At 71.6% G+C, this 20,259-nt stretch carries 25 protein-coding genes; 12 read left to right on the top strand and 13 right to left on the bottom strand.

Annotated elements, in window-relative coordinates; translation table 11 throughout:
• Positions 1–24 precede the first annotated feature (24 nt).
• The 4 genes from OJ997_RS33815 to OJ997_RS33830 are packed head-to-tail and all read left to right on the top strand — an operon-like array spanning position 25 to position 5,297.
• Positions 25–3,234 carry a hypothetical protein gene (locus OJ997_RS33815; protein ID WP_270029842.1) on the top strand — a complete coding sequence of 1,070 codons (3,210 nt, stop codon included), beginning with the start codon at positions 25–27 and terminating at the stop codon, positions 3,232–3,234.
• Positions 3,231–3,965 (top strand): hypothetical protein, encoded by a 735-nt coding sequence (locus tag OJ997_RS33820; RefSeq protein ID WP_270029843.1) that lies wholly within the window; start codon positions 3,231–3,233, stop codon positions 3,963–3,965. Before OJ997_RS33815 ends, OJ997_RS33820 begins: the two co-directional genes overlap by 4 nt.
• A gap of 55 nt (positions 3,966–4,020) precedes the next feature.
• Positions 4,021–4,635, top strand: a complete 615-nt coding sequence (locus OJ997_RS33825; protein ID WP_270029844.1) for a hypothetical protein — start codon at positions 4,021–4,023, stop codon at positions 4,633–4,635.
• Positions 4,632–5,297, top strand: a complete 666-nt coding sequence (locus OJ997_RS33830; RefSeq protein WP_270029845.1) for an RES family NAD+ phosphorylase — start codon at positions 4,632–4,634, stop codon at positions 5,295–5,297. The genes OJ997_RS33825 and OJ997_RS33830 overlap by 4 nt, the downstream gene beginning before the upstream one ends.
• Before the next feature lie 10 nt (positions 5,298–5,307).
• On the opposite strand, the gene OJ997_RS33835 is transcribed toward OJ997_RS33830, so the two are convergent.
• Positions 5,308–6,042 (bottom strand): SDR family NAD(P)-dependent oxidoreductase, encoded by a 735-nt coding sequence (locus OJ997_RS33835; RefSeq protein WP_270029846.1) that lies wholly within the window; start codon positions 6,040–6,042, stop codon positions 5,308–5,310.
• 99 nt (positions 6,043–6,141) lie between these two features.
• Between OJ997_RS33835 and OJ997_RS33840 the strand changes: the two genes are divergently transcribed.
• Positions 6,142–6,738, top strand: a complete 597-nt coding sequence (locus OJ997_RS33840) for a TetR/AcrR family transcriptional regulator (RefSeq protein WP_270029847.1) — start codon at positions 6,142–6,144, stop codon at positions 6,736–6,738.
• Here the strand turns inward: OJ997_RS33840 and OJ997_RS33845 are convergent.
• Positions 6,735–7,655, bottom strand: coding sequence for an ABC transporter substrate-binding protein (locus OJ997_RS33845; RefSeq protein WP_270029848.1), 921 nt, complete (start codon positions 7,653–7,655; stop codon positions 6,735–6,737). The two genes, OJ997_RS33840 and OJ997_RS33845, sit on opposite strands and share 4 nt — an antisense overlap.
• A 114-nt stretch (positions 7,656–7,769) precedes the next feature.
• Here OJ997_RS33845 and OJ997_RS33850 point away from each other — a divergent pair, with 114 nt between their 5' ends.
• From OJ997_RS33850 to OJ997_RS33865, 4 genes are all read left to right on the top strand, one after another.
• Positions 7,770–8,189, top strand: coding sequence for a hypothetical protein (locus OJ997_RS33850; protein WP_270029849.1), 420 nt, complete (start codon positions 7,770–7,772; stop codon positions 8,187–8,189).
• Positions 8,190–8,261: 72 nt separating this feature from the next.
• The gene (locus OJ997_RS33855) at positions 8,262–8,663 is read left to right on the top strand and encodes a hypothetical protein (RefSeq protein ID WP_270029850.1); all 402 of its coding nucleotides are present in this window, start codon (positions 8,262–8,264) and stop codon (positions 8,661–8,663) included.
• Positions 8,664–8,705: 42 nt separating this feature from the next.
• Positions 8,706–8,969, top strand: coding sequence for a hypothetical protein (locus OJ997_RS33860; RefSeq protein WP_270029851.1), 264 nt, complete (start codon positions 8,706–8,708; stop codon positions 8,967–8,969).
• Positions 8,966–9,334 carry a PIN domain-containing protein gene (locus OJ997_RS33865; RefSeq protein WP_270029853.1) on the top strand — a complete coding sequence of 123 codons (369 nt, stop codon included), beginning with the start codon at positions 8,966–8,968 and terminating at the stop codon, positions 9,332–9,334. Before OJ997_RS33860 ends, OJ997_RS33865 begins: the two co-directional genes overlap by 4 nt.
• On the opposite strand, the gene OJ997_RS33870 is transcribed toward OJ997_RS33865, so the two are convergent.
• The 7 genes from OJ997_RS33870 to OJ997_RS33900 form a co-directional block, all read right to left on the bottom strand.
• Positions 9,331–9,969 (bottom strand): hypothetical protein, encoded by a 639-nt coding sequence (locus OJ997_RS33870; protein WP_270029854.1) that lies wholly within the window; start codon positions 9,967–9,969, stop codon positions 9,331–9,333. The two genes, OJ997_RS33865 and OJ997_RS33870, sit on opposite strands and share 4 nt — an antisense overlap.
• Positions 9,970–10,091: 122 nt before the next feature.
• Entirely contained in the window at positions 10,092–11,243 is a 1,152-nt protein-coding gene (locus OJ997_RS33875; RefSeq protein WP_270029855.1) for a PKD domain-containing protein, read from the bottom strand.
• Positions 11,243–12,361 carry a PKD domain-containing protein gene (locus OJ997_RS33880; protein WP_270029856.1) on the bottom strand — a complete coding sequence of 373 codons (1,119 nt, stop codon included), beginning with the start codon at positions 12,359–12,361 and terminating at the stop codon, positions 11,243–11,245. The genes OJ997_RS33875 and OJ997_RS33880 overlap by 1 nt, the downstream gene beginning before the upstream one ends.
• A gap of 151 nt (positions 12,362–12,512) precedes the next feature.
• On the bottom strand, positions 12,513–13,088 hold the full coding sequence (locus OJ997_RS33885; protein WP_270029857.1) for a hypothetical protein: 576 nt from the start codon (positions 13,086–13,088) through the stop codon (positions 12,513–12,515).
• A 106-nt stretch (positions 13,089–13,194) separates the two neighbouring features.
• Positions 13,195–13,788, bottom strand: a complete 594-nt coding sequence (locus OJ997_RS33890) for a sensor domain-containing protein (RefSeq protein ID WP_270029858.1) — start codon at positions 13,786–13,788, stop codon at positions 13,195–13,197.
• Between the two features lie 69 nt (positions 13,789–13,857).
• Positions 13,858–14,517, bottom strand: a complete 660-nt coding sequence (locus OJ997_RS33895) for a response regulator (protein ID WP_270029859.1) — start codon at positions 14,515–14,517, stop codon at positions 13,858–13,860.
• Positions 14,508–15,548: a sensor histidine kinase gene (locus OJ997_RS33900; protein ID WP_270029860.1), complete on the bottom strand. Its 1,041-nt coding sequence runs from the start codon at positions 15,546–15,548 to the stop codon at positions 14,508–14,510. Before OJ997_RS33900 ends, OJ997_RS33895 begins: the two co-directional genes overlap by 10 nt.
• 127 nt (positions 15,549–15,675) lie before the next feature.
• Here OJ997_RS33900 and OJ997_RS33905 point away from each other — a divergent pair, with 127 nt between their 5' ends.
• On the top strand, positions 15,676–16,143 hold the full coding sequence (locus OJ997_RS33905) for a ribonuclease H family protein (RefSeq protein WP_270029861.1): 468 nt from the start codon (positions 15,676–15,678) through the stop codon (positions 16,141–16,143).
• Here the strand turns inward: OJ997_RS33905 and OJ997_RS33910 are convergent.
• The 3 genes from OJ997_RS33910 to OJ997_RS33920 are packed head-to-tail and all read right to left on the bottom strand — an operon-like array spanning position 16,131 to position 18,102.
• Positions 16,131–16,760, bottom strand: a complete 630-nt coding sequence (locus tag OJ997_RS33910; RefSeq protein ID WP_270029862.1) for an MOSC domain-containing protein — start codon at positions 16,758–16,760, stop codon at positions 16,131–16,133. The two genes, OJ997_RS33905 and OJ997_RS33910, sit on opposite strands and share 13 nt — an antisense overlap.
• A gap of 10 nt (positions 16,761–16,770) precedes the next feature.
• On the bottom strand, positions 16,771–17,208 hold the full coding sequence (locus tag OJ997_RS33915; protein WP_270029863.1) for a hypothetical protein: 438 nt from the start codon (positions 17,206–17,208) through the stop codon (positions 16,771–16,773).
• 21 nt (positions 17,209–17,229) lie between these two features.
• A complete protein-coding gene (locus OJ997_RS33920; RefSeq protein WP_270029864.1) occupies positions 17,230–18,102 on the bottom strand; it encodes a DMT family transporter in 873 nt (290 codons plus the stop codon).
• An 80-nt stretch (positions 18,103–18,182) separates the two neighbouring features.
• Here OJ997_RS33920 and OJ997_RS33925 point away from each other — a divergent pair, with 80 nt between their 5' ends.
• Positions 18,183–19,115, top strand: coding sequence for a LysR family transcriptional regulator (locus OJ997_RS33925; RefSeq protein ID WP_270029865.1), 933 nt, complete (start codon positions 18,183–18,185; stop codon positions 19,113–19,115).
• Here OJ997_RS33925 and OJ997_RS33930 read toward each other — a convergent pair.
• Entirely contained in the window at positions 19,066–19,416 is a 351-nt protein-coding gene (locus OJ997_RS33930) for a sensor histidine kinase (RefSeq protein ID WP_270029866.1), read from the bottom strand. The two genes, OJ997_RS33925 and OJ997_RS33930, sit on opposite strands and share 50 nt — an antisense overlap.
• A gap of 91 nt (positions 19,417–19,507) precedes the next feature.
• Between OJ997_RS33930 and OJ997_RS33935 the strand changes: the two genes are divergently transcribed.
• Positions 19,508–20,173 (top strand): response regulator transcription factor, encoded by a 666-nt coding sequence (locus OJ997_RS33935; protein WP_270029868.1) that lies wholly within the window; start codon positions 19,508–19,510, stop codon positions 20,171–20,173.
• The last annotated feature ends 86 nt before the right edge of the window (positions 20,174–20,259 follow it).

Raw genomic sequence — 20,259 nt, forward strand, 5'->3', positions numbered from 1 at the left:
CAGAGTGGTGACATACTGACGCCCATGCAGATCGGCCAGTACGTCGAGGAGCTCCAGCGCCAGCCCCTCTCCGCCGCCGCGCCCGAGGCGGCGAACCCCGCCGCCGCCGGACCGGAGGCCGCGCACGCCGGCGCCGGCCCCGAGGCCAAAAGCCCTGACGCCGCCGCCGGTCCCGCCGCCGCCGAACCCGAGGCCGCAGAGGCCACGGCGGCCGCGCCCGAAGCCGCAGGCGCCGAGCAGGACGCCGCCGAGCCCGAGTCCGCCGGCCCCGAAGGCGAGGAGGAGGCCGAAGCCGCCGCGCCCGGGGCCGCGGGTCCCGCCGCCGCGCCGTACACCGGCCCCGCCGAGATCCCGGCGGTCTCCCAGCTCGAGGAGCTCGACGAGTTCGAGCCCAAGGAGGAAGAGGAGGAGCAGGCCCAGGCCGGCGCCGCGCCCGCTTCCGCCGAGTCCGATACCGCCGACGCCGGGGCCGGAGCGGCCGCCGCCGCAGCACGCCGCGAAGAGCTCAAGCGCGAGCGCGAGGAGCGCAAGCGGTCGATCAAGGAAGGCCGCAAGTCGGTCCTCGCCGCGATCGGCGACTCGCTCGAGCAGGAGCGCCAGCGGATCAAGTCCGCCGCGCAGAAGGCGTCGGCGGCGATCAGCGGCACGATCACCAAGCAGTCCGCGGCCGTCACCGCCGCGAGCGCGACGCAGTCCGGCGCGGTCCGCTCCGCGGTCGCCGGCGCGCAGGCCAAGGTGTCCGCGGGCGTCTCCGCCGCGCGCGGCAAGGTCTCCAGCGCGGGCGCGTCCGCCAAGAGCGCCGTCAAGGCCGGCGAGACCGGGGCGAAGGGCAAGGCCCGCACCGCCGTCAACACCTCCGCGCAGGAGGCCAGCCAGGCCGGCCAGCAGGCCTCGAGCAAGGGCAAGGCCGCCGTCAGCGCCACCCAGGCCAAGGTCAAGGGGGACATAAGCTCGGCCGCGAGCGCCGTGTCCAGCCAGGCCGGCAACGGCGGTGGGGGAGCCAACGAGGCGGCCGCGAAGGGCAACGCCGAGGTCGCTTCCCGCGTGTCCGGCGACACCGCGAAGGACGTGCAGTCCCAGGGCGCGGAAGCCGCCGGCGGGGTGCAGGCCGAGGGCGCGAAGGTCGGCCAGGCGTTCACCGAGAAGGGCAAAGAGGCCGCGGACGGCATCAAGCAGGTGTTGCCGGAGGCCGTGGACGGCATCGGCCAGATCGGCCAGCAAGCGTCTGAGGGTGTCCAGCAGGCGGTCACGGGCGGCCAGTCCGCGCTCGCCAAGCTCCAGTCGAGCGCCAAGTCCGGGCTCGCGCAGCAGCAGTCCGCGGGCATCGCGAACATCGCCGGCACCGCCCGCGCCGCCAAGACGGGCATCGCGCAGGCCGGCCAGGCCGCGAAGGCCGCGCTCAGCCAGCAGAGCGCCGCCGCGTCCAAGCAGCTCGGCGAGGCCGCGAGCAAGCTCAAGGGCATGGTCCGCAAGGCGGAGATCACGCGCGACGACGCGCCCGAGGTCTCACAGGACATCCGCCGCGAGATGAAGCAGGGCAGCTCGGCCGCGATCGTCGCGGGCGGCAAGGTCGCCAAGCAGGCCTCTCAGGGCGCGACCGGCGCCGCCAAGGGCGCCGCGAAGGCCATGGGCGGCGCCGCGAAGGGCACGTCGAGCAGCGCCAACCAGGCCGCGGCGAGCGCGTCCGCGGGCGCGAGCAACACCGCCAGCAGCATCGGCACGAAGCTCGGCCAGGCGGCCAAGTCCTCCGTGACGTCGATGAACGGCGCGGTCACGAAGCTCTCCGGCAAGCTCAAGGGCGCCGTCGGCAAGGTCAAGGGCAAGCTCGACCAGGGCCTGTCGGACACCAAGGGCAAGATGGACCAGCACGCCGGCAAGATCGCCGGCAAGGCCAACGAGGCGCCCGCGAAGACGTCCGGCAAGATCTCCGAGGGCAAGGCGAAGGTCAGCGCGGAGGCCTCGAAGGAGCCCGAGAAGGACGACAGCCTCTGGGGCAAGATCAAGAGCGCGGCCAAGTGGGTCGCCGAGAAGCTCAAGGCCGCGTTCGAGTTCGTCACCAAGCTGCTGACGGACCCGGGGTTCTGGGTGAGCCTCGTGGTCGGCATCGCGATCGCGGCGTTCGTGATCGCCACGTTCGGCGGCGGGCTTGCGGTGCTCGCGATCGCCGGTGTGGTCGCGGGCGCGATCTCCGGCGCCGTCGGCCAGATCGTCTCCAACGTCGCGGCGGGCAAGAAGTGGAACGAGGGCGTGCTGCAGGCGGCCGCGTTCGGCGCCGCCGGTGGCCTGATCTTCGGCCCGCTCGGTGGCAAGGTCGCGGGTGCCGCGATGTCGCGGATCGCGTCCAGCTCGGCCGGTCGCGTGGCCAGCAGCGCCGCGAGCCGGATTGCGAGCAGCGCGGCCGGGAAAGCGGTCGCCGCCGTCGGGCGTTCGATCAGCAAGGGCTTCAGCCGGCTCGGCTCGTCCAAGCTCGGCACGCTGGTCAAGACCGGCGCGAAGAAGACGGTCCGCGCCGTCGAGGAACTCGGCTCCAAGGCGGGCTCCGCGGTGCGCTGGCAGGCCAAGAAGCTCGCCAGCCGGTTCGGCGGCGGCGGCTCACGCGGCGCGGTCGACGACGCGTTCCGCGCCCGACCGATCCGCACGCTGCGCCAGGACAACAACTTCCGCAACAAGTTCAACGAGAAGGGCCGCCCGAAGTCGAGCATCGACGACAACGGCGATCTCATCCCGAACGACCCGAACGGCTCGATCACGCCGCTCGAGCACGTGCTGGCGACCAAGGGCAAGAAGGACGTCAGCCAGTACACGTCGCTGATGTCCCGCGACAGCGCGACCAAGCCCAAGTACTACGGCTCGAACGAGATCACGATCGACGCGGAGCGGCTCGCGCGGGACATCGCGTCGGGCAAGGTCCGCGGCACCGGCATCCTCACGCCGGACGACATCCAGGCCGCGTTCCGCGACGACATCCAGAAGCTCGCGCCGGACGTCGACATCGACGCCGCGATCGCCGGCGGCCCGGACTCGATCGCCGACGCGGTCGCCGCGTCCGGCCTCTCGAACAAGCTCAAGGGCAAGCTCGAGCGCCGCCTGACCGCGCTGTTGTTCAACACGCGCGACGGCGAGTGGCTCGTCTCCGGCGTCGTGCCGAGCGAGTACATCATCCACGGCGGTCACACTGTGCCGGGCGCCGCCGGCGGCGCCGCGGGTTCCAGCGCAGCCAACGACGAGAAGTGACCAGCGACCAGCTCTTCCACACGGACGCCGACGGCGAGTCGGCGGCGTTCGTCGATGTGATCGACGAGGGCCTCGAAGGCGACCTCGACGACCGCATCCCGGCGCTCCGCGCGCTGCTCGCCGACGGCACGGACGACGAACGGCTGCAGGCCGGGATCATGCTCGCGTCCTGGGGCGACGAGGCCGGGCTGCGCGCGCTGATCGACTGGGCGGACGAGCCGGACACGTCTCCGGTGGACGAGTTCGGCGCGCTGGCCGACGCGCTGCGGGCGGCACGGCTGAGCTCACGCACGGACGCCACCGAGGCGCTCCGGGCGGACGCGTACCGGGCGCTGCTGGCGATCGCCGCCGACGTCGACTTCGGGCGGGACCTCGGCTACGCGCTCGTGGCCGATACGCGCGTCCGAGCGCTGGTCGCCGGTGACGTCGAGGCGGCCGCCGAGCGCGCGATCGGGCGCCTCGAGGACGGCGACGAGCCGGAGTTCGACCTCGCGACCCAGGCCGCCGGGCTGCTGGTGTCGCTCGCCAAGGAGTCCGACGACGCGGCCGCGGGCTTCGCCGAGCGCCTGCGGGAGCTCGCGCCGAAGGACCCGCGCGTGCTGCGCGACCTGATCGACGCGCTCGGCGCCGGGTCGGGGGAGGCGACGCTGGCCGTCCTGCGCCGGATCGCGAAGGTCAAGGCGGTGCGCGACGACGCGGACGCGGCGCTCGCACGGCGCGCCCGCGCGTAGCTCCAGAGTTGCGTAAGTTGCGTAAGTTGCGGACCAGCGCTATTCTGCACTGGTCATGGCCGCCATCCGCTCGCCCGAAGCCGACCGTCTCGCCGCCGCGCTGGCCAAGCGCCTGGGCGACAAGCCGTTCACCGCGCGTGAGCTCGCGGACCAGCTCGTCGCGACGGACCATCCAGCCGAGCTGATCGACGCGTTCGAAGACGCGCTCGCCCGCGCGGCCGCCGTCGAGGAGCAGCCGCTGGACGCAGCGCTGTGGGGCCCGCCGCCGACTGCGCAGGAGCTCGCGCAGGCCCGGCGCGTCAAGCAGCGCGTGCAGGACGAGGCGCTCGCGGGCGTGCTCACGGAGGCGCACTCGCGCACGCAGGCCGCCGCGCTGCTCGGCATCAGCCCGCAGGCGGTCTCCAAGCGCCACGCCGCCGGGGCGCTGGTCGCGTTGCCGCGCGGGCGGGAGCTGTACTTCCCGGCGTGGCAGTTCGCCGAAGGCGCCGCGCTGCCGGGCCTCGCGGACGTGATCGCCGCCTATCCGGGGAGCCCGCTCGCGCTCTCCACCTGGGCGGTCGCGCCGAACCCGGACCTCGATCGCGCCACACCCGCGCAGGCACTCACCCGCCGCGGCGGCGTCGAGCGCGTGCTCGAGGCGATCGAAGCCATCAGCGCCGCCGCGTGGTGACGCCGCTCCGGGATCCTCCGGCGTACCTGCCGGACGATCCGCCGAAGCGCACCTGGCTCCAGTCCGAGCCGAGGCTGCGCGTCTTCCACGAGCATCCGACCCGTGACGGGCTCGCGCCGCGGACGTTCGGCCCACTGGCCCGGTTCGACCCGCACGTGCGCGACCGCCACCAGCGTCCGCGCGAGGATCCGAACGGCCGCGGCGTCCTGTACCTCGCGCGCGACCTGGAGACCGCGCTCGCCGAGGCGTTCCCGGACCAGTGGCCGGAGGTCCGGATCTGCCCGCACGCGCGCGCGAGCTGGCTGAGCCCGCCCGTGCCGATCAGGCTGCTCGACCTGACCGGCAACGGCGCGATGAAGATCGGTGCGGTCGGCACGGTCGCGTGGGGTCACGAGCCGCGCCGGCGCACGCAGCGCTGGGGCCGCCGGATCTACGAGCAGTTCCCGACGCTCGACGGGATCGTCTACAACGGCGCGCACCAGGGCGGCGAGTCGGTCGCGTTGTGGGACCGGGCGCCGGCGCTCGAGTCGCACCCCGGTGGCGAGAGCAACCTGTGGGCGATCTGGCTGCGTGTCGTCGTCGCGCTGGCCGAGCAGGGCCGCTATCCGCGACACGCGGACGCCATGGACTGCCCGACCTGCGTCCGCTACGCGCTGACGTGAGCCCAGGCGCTCAGATCACGGTGGTGCCGCCGTCGACGACCAGCTCCATGCCGTTGACGTAACTCGAGTCGTCCGAGGCGAGGAACAGCGCGACGGACGCGATCTCGTCGGGGCGGCCCATCTCCCCGCGCGGGATGAGGGACTCGAACACCGCCTTCATCTCGTCGGTCATCACGTCCTCCATCATCGGCGTGGCGACCTGGCCGGGGGTCAGCACGTTCACCCGGATCTTCCTCTCGGCCAGCTCGGCCACCCACGCCCGCGCATAGACGGGCAGCACGGCCTTGCTCGCCGCGTACACGCTCCAGGTGGGGTAGCCCCTGAGCGAGGCGTTGGAGCCGGTCATGAGGATCGAGCCTCCGTCGTTGAGCAACGGCAGCGCTTTCTGGACCGTGAAGAGCGTCCCGCGCGCATTCAGCGAGAAGGCGGCGTCGAAGTGCTCCGCGGTGACCTCGCCCAGCCCGCTCGCGTGGCCCACGCCGGCGCTTGCCCAAAGGACGTCGATCGCGCCCTTCTCGAGCTTGACCGTGTCGAACAGGCTGTCCAGGTCGTCGAGGTCGGCCGAGTCGGCCTGCACGCCGGTCACGTTGCGGCCGATCAGCGCCACGGCTTCGTCCAGCGCTTCTTGCCGCCGGCCTGAGATGAAGACGTGCGCTCCTTCGTCCACGAACAACTTGGCACCGGCCAGCGCCATGCCGCTGGTCCCACCGGTGATCACCGCGACCTTGCCATCGAGCTTTCCCACGAGCACTCCGTTCGATCGTCCCGATGCTAAGTACACCGGTCTGAGTGCTTAACGTACCAGGGATCGTGGCTATGCACACCGATCGGTACCATCAAGGCGATGACGGAGTTGGAGAAGGGGCCACGAGGCCTGCGCCGCGGCCGCGGCGCACGTGAGCGCATCCTCAGCGCGTCACAGCAGCTGTTCCGCGAGCAGGGCATCAACAGCACCGGCATGGACCAGCTCTGCACGGCGGCCGAGGTGTCCAAGCGGACGCTCTATCAGCACTTTCCCGGCAAGGACGAGCTGATCGCCGAGCACCTGCGCCGGTTCGATCCGGAGATCCTGCCCGAGGTCTTCGACCGCGCCGAGCTCACACCGCGCGAGCGACTGCTCGCCGTGTTCAACATCCACGCGCCGCTGTGTCCGTTCATCCGCGCGGCCGTCGAGATCCCGGACCCGGACCATCCGGCGCGTGCGTACGCCCGCGACTACAAGCAAGCCTTCGCGGCGCGACTCACCGCAGCGGCCCGCGAGGCCGGCGCCACCGACCCCGAGCAGCTCGGCGAGCAGCTGGCACTGCTCCTGGACGGCGCCTCGGCCCGCAGCCGGGTCCTCGACACCGACACCTTCGCCACCGCCGCCGCCATCGCCGTCGTCCTCATCGACAACGCCATCCCGCGTTCTCTCGTTACAGGTTCACATAACGTTGATTAGCGAGCATTGAAGACGTGAATCGGCGCCTCGGCCCATTGCCAGACGCTGATGCCTGGCACCCGTGAGAACCGGATCTCCCCACGGGTTCCCTCCACGGCGACGGTCGACCAGGTCGCGCCGCGCAGCCGTTCGGCCAGGACGAGGATCGCGTCGTAGCCCTCGAGCGCGACGAACGACGGCGACTCGCCGAGACGCGTCGTGAGCTCGGACTCGACGCGCGTGCCGAGCGCGTTCAGGCGCTCGGGCCGGTAGCGCAGGAACGGGATTCCGGTCGCCCAGTCGGCGAGCTCCGGCTGTCCCGCCGGCGCGCCGATCAGGACGTCGGCGAGCCGCGGGTCGCGGCGGACGGCCCGCACGACCGACTCGGTCGCCGGCACCCCGAGCAACACCAGCACGGCCGTCGCGCGGCTCCTGACCAGCGCCTCGCACACGTCGGCCGGATCGATCTCGACCACGTCGAGGTGCTCGTGCAGGATCCGCGTCCCGGCGGCCCAGTAGACGCTCGTCGCGGCCGCGACGGCAACGCGCGTGTGGCCTGCGCCGATCAGGAACTCCGCGTAGCGTCGCCAGCCCCACGACTGCGGTGGCGCCAGGCGCGCGACCCAGTCCGTCGGCTGGTCGGTGAGCGCGTCGAGCACCGCCGACGAGCACACGAACGGCACGCCGAGCGCGTCGGCCCGAGCGGCCGCTCCGCGCGCGGCGACGCTGTGGTACTCCCCGGCCAGCGCCGCGACGCCGAGCCCGACCAGCTCGTCCACGGCCGCCGCGGCCCGCTGCGGGTCGGCGGCGGTGTCGCGGACCACCAGCTCCAGGTCGAGATCGACTTCCCGCGCGGCCAGCTCCATCCCGGCGAGCAGGTGTTGCCCCACCTCGACCCAGCCGGGCCGGGTGAGCGGGACGAGTGCGCCGATCTGCATGCCGGAGATCCTGGCGGGCGGAGCGGCGTTCAACCAGCGGCCGGACCGTCGATCTCCGTCAAGATCCGGCCATCGAGCGGCGCGCCTGCCGAACGGCTGTTCTAGGCTCCGCGCATGCTGTTCCGTCGTGTCTTGCTGGTCGCGTTGATCGTCGCCTGCCTTCCCGTCCCCGCCGCCGTCGCGCAGGCACCGCAGGGCGACTGGACCTTCGTCCGCGAGGACGGTTACCGCCACTACGCCTGCCGGTACAAGGTCAAGGGCGACTGGGCCGTCCGCACCGCGACCTCTTGGGGCAAGCTCCGCGAAGACGTCGAGAAGTACGACTTCCAGACCTACGCGTCGCTCGCGCGCGGCTCGAACGAGAACGTGCCCGTCGAAGCCAACAGCAAGAGCTGGAGCGGCGGGTACGCGCGCATCGTGCTGCGCGACGCGCGACTGACGGACCGCCTGTGGGTCCAGCTCGCGGCCTACGGCCCGCCCGCGCCGTGGTCGGACGGTTTCACCGTCAAGCGGCTGAAGGTCTGCGCTCGCTGAGGCTCGGGCCGAGCAGGTCCTGAGGCTGACGCGGCGGTCCAGTTCTCCCCCGGTAGTGCCGATATCGGGGGTGTGACCACCAAGCTCCGCAGCATCGCTCTCGCCCTGGCCGTCTCCGTCGCCGTCGCCCCCGTCGCCGCCACCCCCGCGGTCGCGGCGACCAAGTCCAAGACGACCAAGACCGCCAAGGCCAAGAAGCGCGCCGCCGCGAAGCCGAAGCGCACGGCCACCAAGGCCAAGGCCAAGACCGCCGTCATGCCGGTCGCCTCCACGGCGCCCGTCGAGACCCCGGCCCCCGCGCCCACCCCGGCGCCCGCCCCGACCTTCACCTCGGTCATCAGCATCGGCGGCTTCGTCTTCTACAACGTCTCCTACGCGGACGCGGTCGCCCAGTACGACGCCCTGATCGCCGCCGGCGTCACGCCGCCGCCCCCGGTCACGTCGGTCTCGGTCACCACCACCGTCGGCAACTAGCGGTGTCGCACCTGCGCTGAGTGGTGTTACACTCGGCTCGAGGTGCCGACCACCAAGCCGCGATACGTGATCACCGACACCGGCGACATGGCCGGCATGCTGGATGATGCTCAACGGCGCTGGCCCGACGTGCAGGATCGCCGCGAGCTGCTGATCCGGCTCGCCGCGACCGGCCATGACTCGATCGCGACGGACCTCGCCGCCGACGAGCAGACCGCGCGACGGCAGCGGCAGCGGGCAGCACTTGCCCGCGCCCGCTCGCTGATCGACGTCGACGAGCTGCTCTCCGACACCGCCTGGCGTTGAGGCTCCTGCTCGTCGACAAGTCCGCGTATGTGCGCGGCCTCGACAGCTTCGAGCCCGACGACGAGCTCTGCCTCTGCGCGATCACCCGCCTCGAGCTGCTCTACAGCGCCCGCAGCGCAGAGGACTACGCCCAGCTCGAGCAGGACCTCACCGAGTTCCGCGACCTGCGGATGGACGCCGAGACGTTCGCGATCGCCCGCACCGCTCAGCGCGAGCTCGCCGATCGCGGTCAGCACCGAGTTTCGCTCCCGGACCTGCTGATCGCGGCGTGCGCGCAGCAGCACGCCGCGGGCGTCCTGCACGTCGATCGGCACTTCGACGTGCTCACACAGGTCCTCGAGTTCGAAGCGCTCCGCGCGAGCTAGCGCGAGCAGGCGGCGATCTTCTCGACGTCGGCCCGCGCCCGCTGCACGCAGCGCAGGTGCCGCTGCGACGAGGACGTGAGCGCGCGGATGCGCTGCGGAAGCGCCTTGACGATGTCCGGCGTGCGGACCATCGTGCCCGACAGCTCCAGGTCGCTGGCCGGCCCGTCGCCACGCCGCTGGAAGGCCTTCGCCAGCGCGACGAGCTCGTCGTCGGCGAGCGCGTCGTGGCGGACGTCGCGCGGCAGGAGCTCGCGGACGCCGGAGACCTCGTCGTTGCTGAAGGTCAGCTGGCCCGCGTCGAACTCCAGCTCGACGACCGCCGGGCCCTTCTCGGTCTCCAGGAGCACCTGCGTCAGGTAGTAGGTGCGGCCGTTCCGGCCGTGGATGCGGTGGCTGCGCGAGTCGATCACGCGGGCCGCGCGCACCGCCCCGAACTCCTGGCGGACGCCCTTGACGTAGCCGGCGGCGCCCTTCGGGGCGAGCGCCGGGTCGGCGCGGACCAGCGCCGCGGCGAACTCGCTGGACGCGGTGCGCGCGGTCCGGTCGCCGTGCCCGAGCACCCAGAACACGCCGACGGCGATCGCCGCGGTCATCAGGAAGGCCCCGGTGAGGATGGCCGTCAGTCGCAAGTTCATGCCCGGAAGGCTGCCGGGACGCGGCGGCCCGGTCAGTGCGGCGAGCTGGCGGCCGCACGGTGACGATCCGCCCCACGACCACGGGGAGGCTCCCGTAACGAGAGCCTCCCCCGCGCCGCGGATCAGGAGACCTTGAAGGTGAACGCCTTCTTGGTCTTCAGGCCCGTCTCGTCGGTCACCGTCACCTGGCCGGTGTGCCAGCCGGGCGTGGTGAACGTGCGCGACGGCGTCTTGCCGAACGACTTGCCGCCCGTGGAGAACTCCCACTCGTAGCTCTCGATCGCGCACTCGCTCCAGGTCGCGACCGAGAACGTGATCGGCTTGCCGACCTGGCCGTGGAACACCTTGTCCTCGTCGACCAGCGGCGCGGTCGTGTTCGGCTTTATGTCACCCAGGTTCCACGTCGCCCCCGTGCCCGAGCCCTTGAGGGTGAGCGCCGGGAACGTGGTCTTCTTGGCCGTCGTCAGCGGACCCTCGTAGACCGCCGGGAGCTCGATCAGGCCGAGCCCGTCGGTGAAGCCCACCTGCCCGTAGGTCTGCTGGGTCACGACGACGTCCGGCGCGTAGGACAGGTTCGACAGCTTGTAGTAGAGCGGCAGGCCGACCCCGGCGCTGCACGGCACCTTGATGGTCTCCGCGCTGCCGAGCAGGCCGAGCCCGAGGCCACTCGCCGTTCCGGACGTGCCGTTGTAGTCCGGCACCGACCAGCGACGGTCGACGATCGCGCCCTCGGGCGTGATCGAGAACCGCGCCTTCAGGACCACCTTCGCGTACGGGCTGAACGGGATCCCGGGCGTCCGGAAGACGGTCAGCGCGTCCGAGGCGGCCGTGCACGAGTACGCGTCATCCCCGAACGTCAGCGGCGTGCAGACCGCGGTCGCGCTCGTGGTGATCTCCGGGAACGACGGGAACTGGGCCTTGTTGATCAGCTCGACGGCACCGTCGACCTTCCACGTGACCTTGAGCTGCCCCGTCTGGATCGGCGCGTTGCGCGTGACCTTCAGATAGGAGCCCTGGCGCACGTTGGCGGTCTCCCAGCCGGCGATGGCCTGGAACTTCCCGGTCCAGACGACCTTCGAGCTGACGTCGATGTCGATCCCGAAGACCCCGAGCGGGTCCTGCACGTCGAGGCCGTAGCCGCCGAGGTTGGTGGCGTCCGAGGCGACCGGAAGGTCGGCGGCGGTGGCCTGCGGCGACGCGGACGCGACCCCGGGGACGACGAGCGCCCCCAGGATCGTCGCCGCCGCCGCGATCAGCACGCGACGGCGCGGCATCAGTAGACCTTCACCGTGAAGTCGCGCTGGCCCTTCAGGCCCGACTCGTCGGTCACGATCAGCTGGCCGCTGTACGTGCCGGGCGTGGAGAAGACCCGCTGCGGCTCGCGGCCGTAGGAGGTCGTGCCGTTGGAGAACTTCCACACGTAGGACTCGATGTCGCACTGGCTCGCGACGCTCGCGTAGAACGAGATCGGCACGCCGGCGTCGCCCTGGAAGATGCTCGGCGACGCGATCATCGGCTTGACGTTGTTGGGCAGCACGTCGCCGAGGTCGGTCGTGTGGCCGGTACCGGTGAGGTCGAAGGCCGGGTTGGCCTTGATCGTCGGGCCGAAGCCCTGATCGACCAGCGCGGGCGTCTCGATCGCGCCGAACACCGGGTCCATCAGGCCGACCTGGATCGTCGGCTGCTGCGTGGCGGAGACCTTCGGCGCGTAGTGCAGGTTGCTCAGGCGGTAGCTCGCGCCGGCGCCCACCGGGCCGCACGGGACCTTCAGCGTCTCGGCGTTGATCCCCTGGCTGAGCGGGAGGCTCGCGGCGCTCGGGCCGGTGCCGAAGTTGACCGTCCGGTTGGTGATGACGCCTTCCGGCGTGATCTGGAACTTCGTCTTGAGCACCAGCTTCACGTACGGGCTGCCCGGCAGGCCGGGCGTCTTGATCAGGTAGAGCGCGGGCGAGTTCGCCGTGCACGTCGCGCCGTCGCCGAGCGTGGCGGGCAGGCAGGTCGCCTCGACCGAGAGGTTCTTGGTCGCGAACGAGCCGCCACCGAGGTCACCGACCTCGACGTTGCCCGAGACCTTCCACGACACCTTCATGGTGCCGTTGACGAGCGGCGTGAAGCGCGAGACCGCGAGCGACTGGCCCTGGCGCACCTTGGCCGCATCCCACAGCACGTGGGTCTGCAGGCCGGCGGTCCAGGTCGCCTTCGACGTCACGTCGACGTCCCAGTCGGAGAGGCCGAGGACGTCGGTCCCACCGAGGTGGTACGTGCCGAGCGACTCGGTCTCGGAGGCGAGGTTGTTCGTGAACGCGTCGATCGTCGTCGCGGCCGAGGCCATGCCGGGTACAGCGAGCGCTGCGGCGCCCACCGCCGCGACGAGCAGGGTCTTGCGGAGCATGCGGTTCCGTCCTTGGAGTTGGGGAGGAGTCAACGCCGCGAACCCTCTCCCAGGCGTGGGTGGCCCCGCATCACCCACCCCGCAGATTCACCCAGGGTGATTCCCGGGAGGAGGCTCCCCTACGAACCTCCTCGCCGGGCAGGTCGAGGCGCTAGTGCAGCGCGAACCCGCGGTCGCCCTTGTGGTGACCCTTGTGATGGCCGCGCTTGCTCTCGAACGCCGCCTTCACTTCCTCGGGCGACTTGCCGAGCTGCTGAGCGACGGACGCCACCCACGCGTCGTAGCGCGCCTGCCACTGCTGCTTGAGCTCGGTCTTGGCGTCCTTGAACGCCGTCTCGACCGTCGCCACGTCCTTGCCGAGCGCGCTCGCGAACGCGGCCTTGAACGCGTCACGCGAGTCAGCCGACTGCTTGGCCTGCTCGAACGCGGTCTTGAGCTGATCCTCGGTCACGCCGAGCTTGGACGCCACGACCGCCTTGTAGGACGGCAGCTCGCCCGCGGCCTTCTGCTGCTCGGACGCGGCCTTGACCGCCGTCTTGAGCTGCTCCTTGGAGACCCCGAGCTCACGCGCCGCGCGCGCGAATCCGCGATCCCCCTTGCCGTGCCGCTTGCCGGCGTGCTGACCGCGGTCGCCGCGGTCACCACCGTGCGCCTGTGCGGGCACCCCTGAGCCCAGGAGTGCGGCGCTGGACAGCAGCACGGCGGCGGTTCTCGTACGTCGGGACATTCCCGTTGACCTCCTTGTGGGAGACGAATACGTGCCTCTTCGGGTACCCGACTGCTGGACACCGGCAACGTGAGTCGCACTTCGTCCACCGCGCGAGACAACGGGGCTAGTAGCGACGGCGGCCGAGCAGCTCGACGGCCAGCGAGGCGTGGAACTTGGCCATCCCCCGCAGCACCCACACGGTGATGAACGCGAGTGGGATGGCCAGGAACGACACGCCGACGGCCTCGATCAGCGTGTCGGCGTTGAAGATGCCGATGTCGTAGCCGCCGGGAACAGCCCAGTACCAGGCCGGCAGCACGGCCAGCGACAGCGTGCTGACCAGGAGCGACACGGCGATCACGCCGAACGCGAAGCCGACGATCGAGTGCGTGATCAGCCAGGCGAGGTCGCGCCACACCTGCGGGTCGCGCAGGGTCGTGAAGACACGCGAGAACAGGCCGTCCGCCCGGTGGGAGCGGTAATGACCGCGCACCGGACGACCGAAGACGAGCGCCGCGTTCTGACGGTCCAGCTCGGCGGTCCAGCGCATCACGAACACGGCGCCGAGCACGACCGGCAGGCCGATCACGAGGATGCCGAGGGTCAGGGAGAGCGTCAGCGCCGCCACCCACACCACGAACGCGACGATCGAGGTGAGCAGCGTGGACGTCAGGTAGGCCGCGTCTCGGGCCGTGCGGTCAAAGGCGGGAAGGAGCATGCCCCAATCATCGATCCGCGTGGGCCGCCGAACCATGGAGCGTCCGGGCGTCCCGGGCTATGGGAATCCCTACCCCGTGCGCAGGAAGGCCAGAACCGCCAAGACCCGCCGGTGATCCTCGTCACTGGCGGGCAGGTCCAACTTGCTGAAGATGTTCGAGATGTGCTTCTCGACGGCGCCGGGCGTGACCACGAGCGCCCGCGCGATCGCGGTGTTGGTCTTGCCCTCGGCCATCAGGCCCAGCACCTCGCGCTCGCGGGGCGTCAACGCCCCGAGTGCGCCGTCGGTGCCGTCGGGGTCTCTTCGCCGCACCAGCTCGGAGACCACTTCGCGATCCAGGGCGGTGCCGCCGCGCGCCACGCTCTCCACCGCGGCGACGAACGCCTTCACGTCCCCCACGCGCTCCTTGAGCAGGTACCCGACCCCGCCCTCGCCGCCGGAGTCGAGCAGCTCGGCGGTGTAGACCGGCTCGACGTAGGCGGACAGGATCAACACACCAAGGCCCGGGTACTTGGCCCGGGCCTCCAATGCCGCTCTGATGCCTTCGTCGGTGAAGGTCGGTGGGAGCCGGACATCGACGATCGCGAGGTCCGGCTTGTGTCCACTCAATATGCGCAGCAACCCGGGGCCATCCTCGGCCTGCGCGACCACGTCGAACCCTTTCTCTCGCAGCAGGGCGACGATGCCCTCGCGCAAGAGCGCTTGGTCCTCCGCGATGACTATTCGCACGGCAGCTCGGCGTGCACGGTCGTTCCTTCGCCCGGGTTGCTCACGACCACCAGGATGCCATCCAGCGCCTCGACGCGGTTCTTGAGGCCGGAGAGGCCGCTGCCGTCGGGGTTCGCGCCGCCCGGGCCCTCGTCGTCGACCTCGACCACCAGGCGCCCGGTCTCCTCGAACAGCGTCACCTTCGCCGAGGCCCCGCGGGCGTACTTGGCGGCGTTCGTCAGCGACTCGGCCACGACGAAGTAGGCGGCGGACTCGACCACGGGTGAGAGCCGACGGTTCAGGCGCGCGTCGACCTTGACCTCCAGCGCGCTGCGCTCACCGAGCGACTCGACCGCCGCCGGCAGGCCACGGTCGGCCAGCACGGGCGGAGCGATGCCGCGGGCCAGGTCGCGCAGCTCCTTGATCGCGTTGCTCGCCTCCACACGGGCGTTGCGGACCAGCTCGGCGGCCTCGGGATACGCGTCCAGGCGGTCCTCGGCGCGACCGAGCTGCATGGACAGGGCGACGAGGCGGGCCTGCGCGCCGTCGTGCAGGTCGCGTTCGATCCGGCGCAGCTCGGCGGCCTGCGCGTCCAGGGCGCCGCGGCGGGTGCGGGTGAGCACGTCCACGCGCTCGGTCAGCTCCCGCTCGCGCTTGGGGTGCAGTGCACGCCACCAGGCGGTCAGGAACGCGTTCAGCACCAGCGCCGCGCCGAGCCCGAACAGCGGCCAGAACAGCCAGAAGCCGAACCCGGTCATCGCCCAGATGAACGTCAATATCACGCCGGCGACGCACGACAGAGCGGCGTGGATCGAGAGTCCCCGCCATCGTCGTGGTCCGCCGAGCGCCCGTTTGATCGCGTACTGGACCGCGAGCGGGATCGACAGCCCGAACCAGACCCAGATCGGCCAGAAGTATTCACCGAGGCCGGTCGCGACCCAGATGACGACCATCAGGAACACGATGAAGCCGGTCGCGCCGAGCTGCATCGTGTGGACGGCGCGCCAGTCGATCTCGCTCTTGGGCTCGTCCAGCATGTACTCATTCTCCATGACAACCAAGATCGCCGGTTGTCGTCGCCCAGACGCTGGGGCGCGATGGCGTCTCGTACTGGGGCTGTCCCCACCCCGTTCTAAGCTCGATCGCCGAATGCCCCCGCGGAAAGATTCCCCAGTAGAAGTGCTCCCCGGCGAAGCGGCCATCTGGACCGACGGCGCCTGCTCCGGCAACCCCGGCCCCGGCGGCTGGGCGGCGATCGTCATCCCGGCCGACGGCTCCGACAACGTCGAGCTCTCCGGGGGCGAGAAGCTCACGACCAACAACCGGATGGAGCTGTCCGCGGCGCTCAACGGCCTGCGCGCGCTGCCGGACGGGCAGAACGTCGTGGTCGTCACCGACTCGCAGCTGATGCTCAACTCGATGACCAAGTGGCTGCCCGGCTGGAAGAAGAAGGGCTGGAAGACGGCCGCGGGCACGCCGGTCAAGAACCAGGACCTGCTCGTCGCGCTGGAGGCCGAGACCAACCGGCTCGGCAAGGTCCGCTGGCACTGGGTCCGCGGGCACCAGACCGGCGCCGGGTTCGATTACAAGGCGCTCAACGACCGCGCCGACCAGCTGGCCGTCGCGGCCGCCCGTCAGGCCGCCTGAGCGCGCATCCAGTCCCGCAGCGGGCCGGGCAGCGCCGCCGCCCCGACCACCTGCGGGATCAGGGTGTCGTCGAGCAGGATCGCGTCGGAGACCTGCGCGATCGTGACGGCGTGGTCCGGAAGGTCCGTCACCGCGATCTCGTCGCCCGCGCCGAGCTCGCCCTCGGTGATGATCCGCAGATAGGCGCCCGGCCGGCTGGCCTGCGCGAACCGCTTGACCATCCGCAGGTTCTCGAAGCGGATGCCGAGCTTCGAGCAGGGCTGACGGGGCTGGCAGACCTCGAGCTCGACCGTCCCGATCCGCCAGCGCTCGCCGATCAGCGCGCCGGAGACGTCGATGCCCTCGGTGGTGAGGTTCTCGCCGAACATGCCCGGCGGGATCTCGCGCTCGAGCTGCTCCTCCCACCACGCGATGTCCTCGCGCGCGTACGCGTAGACCGCCTTGTCGGGGCCGCCATGGACGCGCAGGTCGGCCTGCGCGTCGCCGGCCAGGTTCACGCCCTCGACGCGGACGCGGCCGTCCACGGGCGCTTTGGCGATCGCGCTCAGCATCGGGCGACCGCGGCGCATCGCGATCTGCTGGGGCGTTCCGACGTTCACGGAGAGGAGCTTCGGCACGCTCCTCAGGCTATCTGGCCCTCCACGTGACGTTCTTGAGCCGGCAGCGGTCGATGACCTTGCCCTTCTTGGAGACCATCACGTTGACGACGAGCGTGCCGCGCCAGCGGTCGGTCGCCGGGTCGCGCACGCCCGCGAACGTCGTGGTGATGCGCGAGCGCTCGCCGTTCTTCGCGCGCGTGCGGTAGGTGCCTTCGTCCTGGAAGGTGTCGGCCGTGGCCGAGTCGAGCGGCGGCCGCCAGCCCGTGGAGCCGTGGAAGAAATAGCCTTGGCCGCAGGGCGCGCGCCAGCTCAGCTTCGCGCGGTTGATGATCCCGTCGGCTCCCGTGCGGAGCGTGATGGTGCGGCCCTGGCTGGATTTGCCCTTGTAGTTCTTGGCCTCGGCGACGGCCGGACCGGCGGCGAGCAGCAGCGCGGTGAGCGCAACGGTGGTGAGGGGCCTGGACATGGCCCCTCGATTACCCGCTTTTCAGGCTGTTACCACCCGTGAGGGAAGATTCACGATTATCGCCGCCCCGACCACGGCCGCCGCGCCGAGCAGCTGGACCAGGCCGAGCGCCTCGCCGAACGTGAGGAACACGAGGCAGACGGTCACCGGCGGCTCGACGGTCGACAGGATCGCCGCCGTGCTCGGACCGACGCGGCTCATGCCGGAGAAGAACAGGACCACCGCCGCGACCGTGGAGATCACCGCGGTGAGGGCGATCCACAGCCAGCCGATCGAGTCGAAGCCGAAGTCGAGCATGCCGAGCCCGCCCGCCACCAGGCCGAACGTGACCGCCGCGCCGGAGATCACGAGCGCCGACAGCAGCAGCGGGTCCAGCGCCTTGGTCACGCCGTCGGACACGAGGATGTAGGTCGCGTAGGTGAGCGCCGCGCCCGCGCCGAACGCGCAGCCCGCCAGGCTCAGGCTGCCCACGCCGGCGCCCGCGAGCACGAGCACCAGGCCGCCGGAGGCGACGACGAGGGCCGTGAGACGGCGCCGGCTCGCCGACTCGCGCCGGAGCGCGATCGCCGCCACCGTCACCAGCGCCGGGTAGCTGTAGAGGATCATCGACAGCACGGACGCGTCCATGTGCTGCAGGGCGAGGAAGTACAGGCCCGCCTGCGTCGCGTAGCCGACGGCGCCGAGCAGGAACGCGCGTGCCACGGTGCCGCGGTTGCGCGGGACCGTCAGCCGCTTGGCGACCACGGCGCCCCAGAGGATCGGTGCCGCGATCGCGAAGCGCACGAACAGCAGCGTGGCCACGCCGACGCCCGCCTCGAACGAGAGCTTGCCGAAGATGGGCATCACGCCGAACGCCGCCGCGGAGGCCAGGACGAGGAGAGCACCGGTACGCATAGGTTGCATTTGAGCACCGGAAATCGTCCGTATCCACTGGAACTTCTGACGGATATCATCCGGTTTTCCTTCACGATCTGATGCTCGATCTCCGCCGCCTCCGACTGCTTCGCGAGCTCGCCCACCGCGGGACCATCAACGCGGTCGCGAGCGCGCTGGACTACAGCCCGTCCGCGGTCTCGCAGCAGCTCGCGCTGCTCGAGAAGGAAGCGGGCGTGAAGCTGCTCGAGCGCGTGGGGCGCAACGTGCGGCTCACGACGGCAGCCCAGATCCTCGTCGGCCACGCCGACGCGCTGCTCGCCCGGGTCGAGGAGGCCGAGGCCGACCTGGAGGCGACCGCAGACCAGATCACCGGCACCGTGCGGGTCGCGGCGATCCAGTCCGCCGGCCTCTTCCTGCTCGCCCCCGCGCTGAAACGGCTCTCGCGCGAGCACCCCGCGCTCCGCGTGGAGGTCACGGACGCCGAGCCCGAGCTGTCGATGCCGACGCTCGCGCTGGGCGGGCTGGACGTCGTGCTCGGCGACGAGTACCCGTTCCACCCGCGCCCGCCCGACGAGCGGCTCACGCTCGAGCCGTTGCTGGAGGAGCGCTTCCGGATCCTGCTGCCCGCCGACCATCCGCAGGCCGCGCACGGCGGGCCGGTGCCGCTGCGCTCGCTCGCCCACGACGCGTGGGCGGCGGGCAAGGAGCCGGGCTACTACTCGGAGCTGACGATCCGCGCCTGCCGGGCGCTCGGCGGCTTCGAGCCCGACATCCGCCACCGCTCGAACGATCTGCTGATGCTGCTCACGCTGGTGGCCAACGGCCAGTGCGTGACGCTGCTGCCGGACCTGGTGCAGCCCGACCGCGAGCCCAGCGTCGTCGCGCGCGTGGTCGCCGAGGACCCGCTCACGCGGACCGTCTACGGCGCGATCCGGCGCGGCTCGGAGCGCCGGCCCGCGATCCGCGCGGTGTTGGCGGCGCTCAGGGAGACGGCGGCTGGCCTTCGGTCGGCAGCCACGCCCGGACCCTGAAGCCGTCCGGCCCGGCGGTCGCGCGCAGTCCACCGCCGAGCGCCGCGGCCAGCTCGCGCAGCTCCGCGAAGTCCCGTGAGCAGCGACCACCGCCGTCGTCGTCGACCTGGATGACCAGCGCGCCGGGGACGTACTCGATCGCGACAGAAGCCTCGGAGGCGGACACGGCCGCGTCGAGCGCCGCGCGGATGACGCGGTAGGCGGAGTCGCCGACGATCTCGGGCAGGTGCCGCGGCTCACCGCTCGTGTCGAGCGCGACCGGGATCCCCGCCTCGCCCACCAACCGCTTGATCTCGCCCATGTCGCTTGCCATCCGTGGTCGTCTTGTACGCCTTCCGATTGAGAAGACTCTGACGAGCGGCAGACGTGTCGCACTTTATGCTCGAAGTTTCGTGGCCGACCTCCTCCTCGTCGACGATGACCCGCCGATCCGCCGCATGCTCGAGCGGACGCTGACCGCCGAGGGCTACACGGTCGAGGCCGCCGCGGACGGCGGCGCGGCGCTCGCGGCGGTGGAGCGCAACCTGCCGGACGCGATCGTCCTGGACGTCACGATGCCCGGGATCGACGGGCTCGCGGTGACGCGCCGGCTGCGCGCGAAGGGCCTGCGCGTGCCGATCCTGCTGCTGACCGCCCGCGACGCCGTCGCCGAGCGCGTGGCCGGCCTCGATGCGGGCGCCGACGACTACCTGGTCAAGCCGTTCGACCCCGACGAGCTGACCGCGCGGGTCCGCGCGCTGCTGCGCCGCAACGCGCCGCCGTCGGAGAGCGACGCGCTGGCGTTCGCCGACCTCACGCTGCACGACGGGATCGCGCGCCGCGGCGGTCACGACCTGGAGCTCACGCGCCGCGAGGCCGAGCTGCTGGAGCTGCTGCTGCGCAACGCGCGCGGCGTCGTGACCCGCGAGCTCGCCCTCGAGGAGGTCTGGGGCGGTGAGCACGAGGCGACCCCGAACGCGGTCGACCGCTACGTCGGCTACCTGCGCCGCAAGCTCGGCGACCCGCCGCTGATCCACACCGTCCGCGGCGTCGGCTTCCGCCTGGACCGCGAGGGATGACCGCGGCGGGACGGGCGCACCGCCGCGCCGCAGGCCGCCACGCCGCAGGCCGCCACGCCGCGGGCGGCCACGCCGCGAGTCGCGGC

It is taken from the genome of Solirubrobacter phytolaccae (genome assembly GCF_027587195.1).
Taxonomy (GTDB): domain Bacteria; phylum Actinomycetota; class Thermoleophilia; order Solirubrobacterales; family Solirubrobacteraceae; genus Solirubrobacter; species Solirubrobacter phytolaccae.

What these genes read in the sequence shown, in the direction of transcription:
- OJ997_RS33815 (WP_270029842.1), top strand. Translation starts at nt 25, where the DNA reads ATGCAGATCGGCCAGTACGTCGAGGAGCTCCAGCGCCAGCCCCTCTCC.
- OJ997_RS33825 (WP_270029844.1), top strand. Translation starts at nt 4,021, where the DNA reads ATGGCCGCCATCCGCTCGCCCGAAGCCGACCGTCTCGCCGCCGCGCTG.
- OJ997_RS33840 (WP_270029847.1), top strand. Translation starts at nt 6,142, where the DNA reads ATGACGGAGTTGGAGAAGGGGCCACGAGGCCTGCGCCGCGGCCGCGGC.
- OJ997_RS33845 (WP_270029848.1), bottom strand. Translation starts at nt 7,655, where the DNA reads ATGCAGATCGGCGCACTCGTCCCGCTCACCCGGCCCGGCTGGGTCGAG.
- OJ997_RS33850 (WP_270029849.1), top strand. Translation starts at nt 7,770, where the DNA reads ATGCTGTTCCGTCGTGTCTTGCTGGTCGCGTTGATCGTCGCCTGCCTT.
- OJ997_RS33870 (WP_270029854.1), bottom strand. Translation starts at nt 9,969, where the DNA reads ATGAACTTGCGACTGACGGCCATCCTCACCGGGGCCTTCCTGATGACC.
- OJ997_RS33875 (WP_270029855.1), bottom strand. Translation starts at nt 11,243, where the DNA reads ATGCCGCGCCGTCGCGTGCTGATCGCGGCGGCGGCGACGATCCTGGGG.
- OJ997_RS33880 (WP_270029856.1), bottom strand. Translation starts at nt 12,361, where the DNA reads ATGCTCCGCAAGACCCTGCTCGTCGCGGCGGTGGGCGCCGCAGCGCTC.
- OJ997_RS33885 (WP_270029857.1), bottom strand. Translation starts at nt 13,088, where the DNA reads ATGTCCCGACGTACGAGAACCGCCGCCGTGCTGCTGTCCAGCGCCGCA.
- OJ997_RS33890 (WP_270029858.1), bottom strand. Translation starts at nt 13,788, where the DNA reads ATGCTCCTTCCCGCCTTTGACCGCACGGCCCGAGACGCGGCCTACCTG.
- OJ997_RS33900 (WP_270029860.1), bottom strand. Translation starts at nt 15,548, where the DNA reads ATGGAGAATGAGTACATGCTGGACGAGCCCAAGAGCGAGATCGACTGG.
- OJ997_RS33915 (WP_270029863.1), bottom strand. Translation starts at nt 17,208, where the DNA reads ATGTCCAGGCCCCTCACCACCGTTGCGCTCACCGCGCTGCTGCTCGCC.
- OJ997_RS33920 (WP_270029864.1), bottom strand. Translation starts at nt 18,102, where the DNA reads ATGCGTACCGGTGCTCTCCTCGTCCTGGCCTCCGCGGCGGCGTTCGGC.
- OJ997_RS33925 (WP_270029865.1), top strand. Translation starts at nt 18,183, where the DNA reads ATGCTCGATCTCCGCCGCCTCCGACTGCTTCGCGAGCTCGCCCACCGC.
- OJ997_RS33930 (WP_270029866.1), bottom strand. Translation starts at nt 19,416, where the DNA reads ATGGGCGAGATCAAGCGGTTGGTGGGCGAGGCGGGGATCCCGGTCGCG.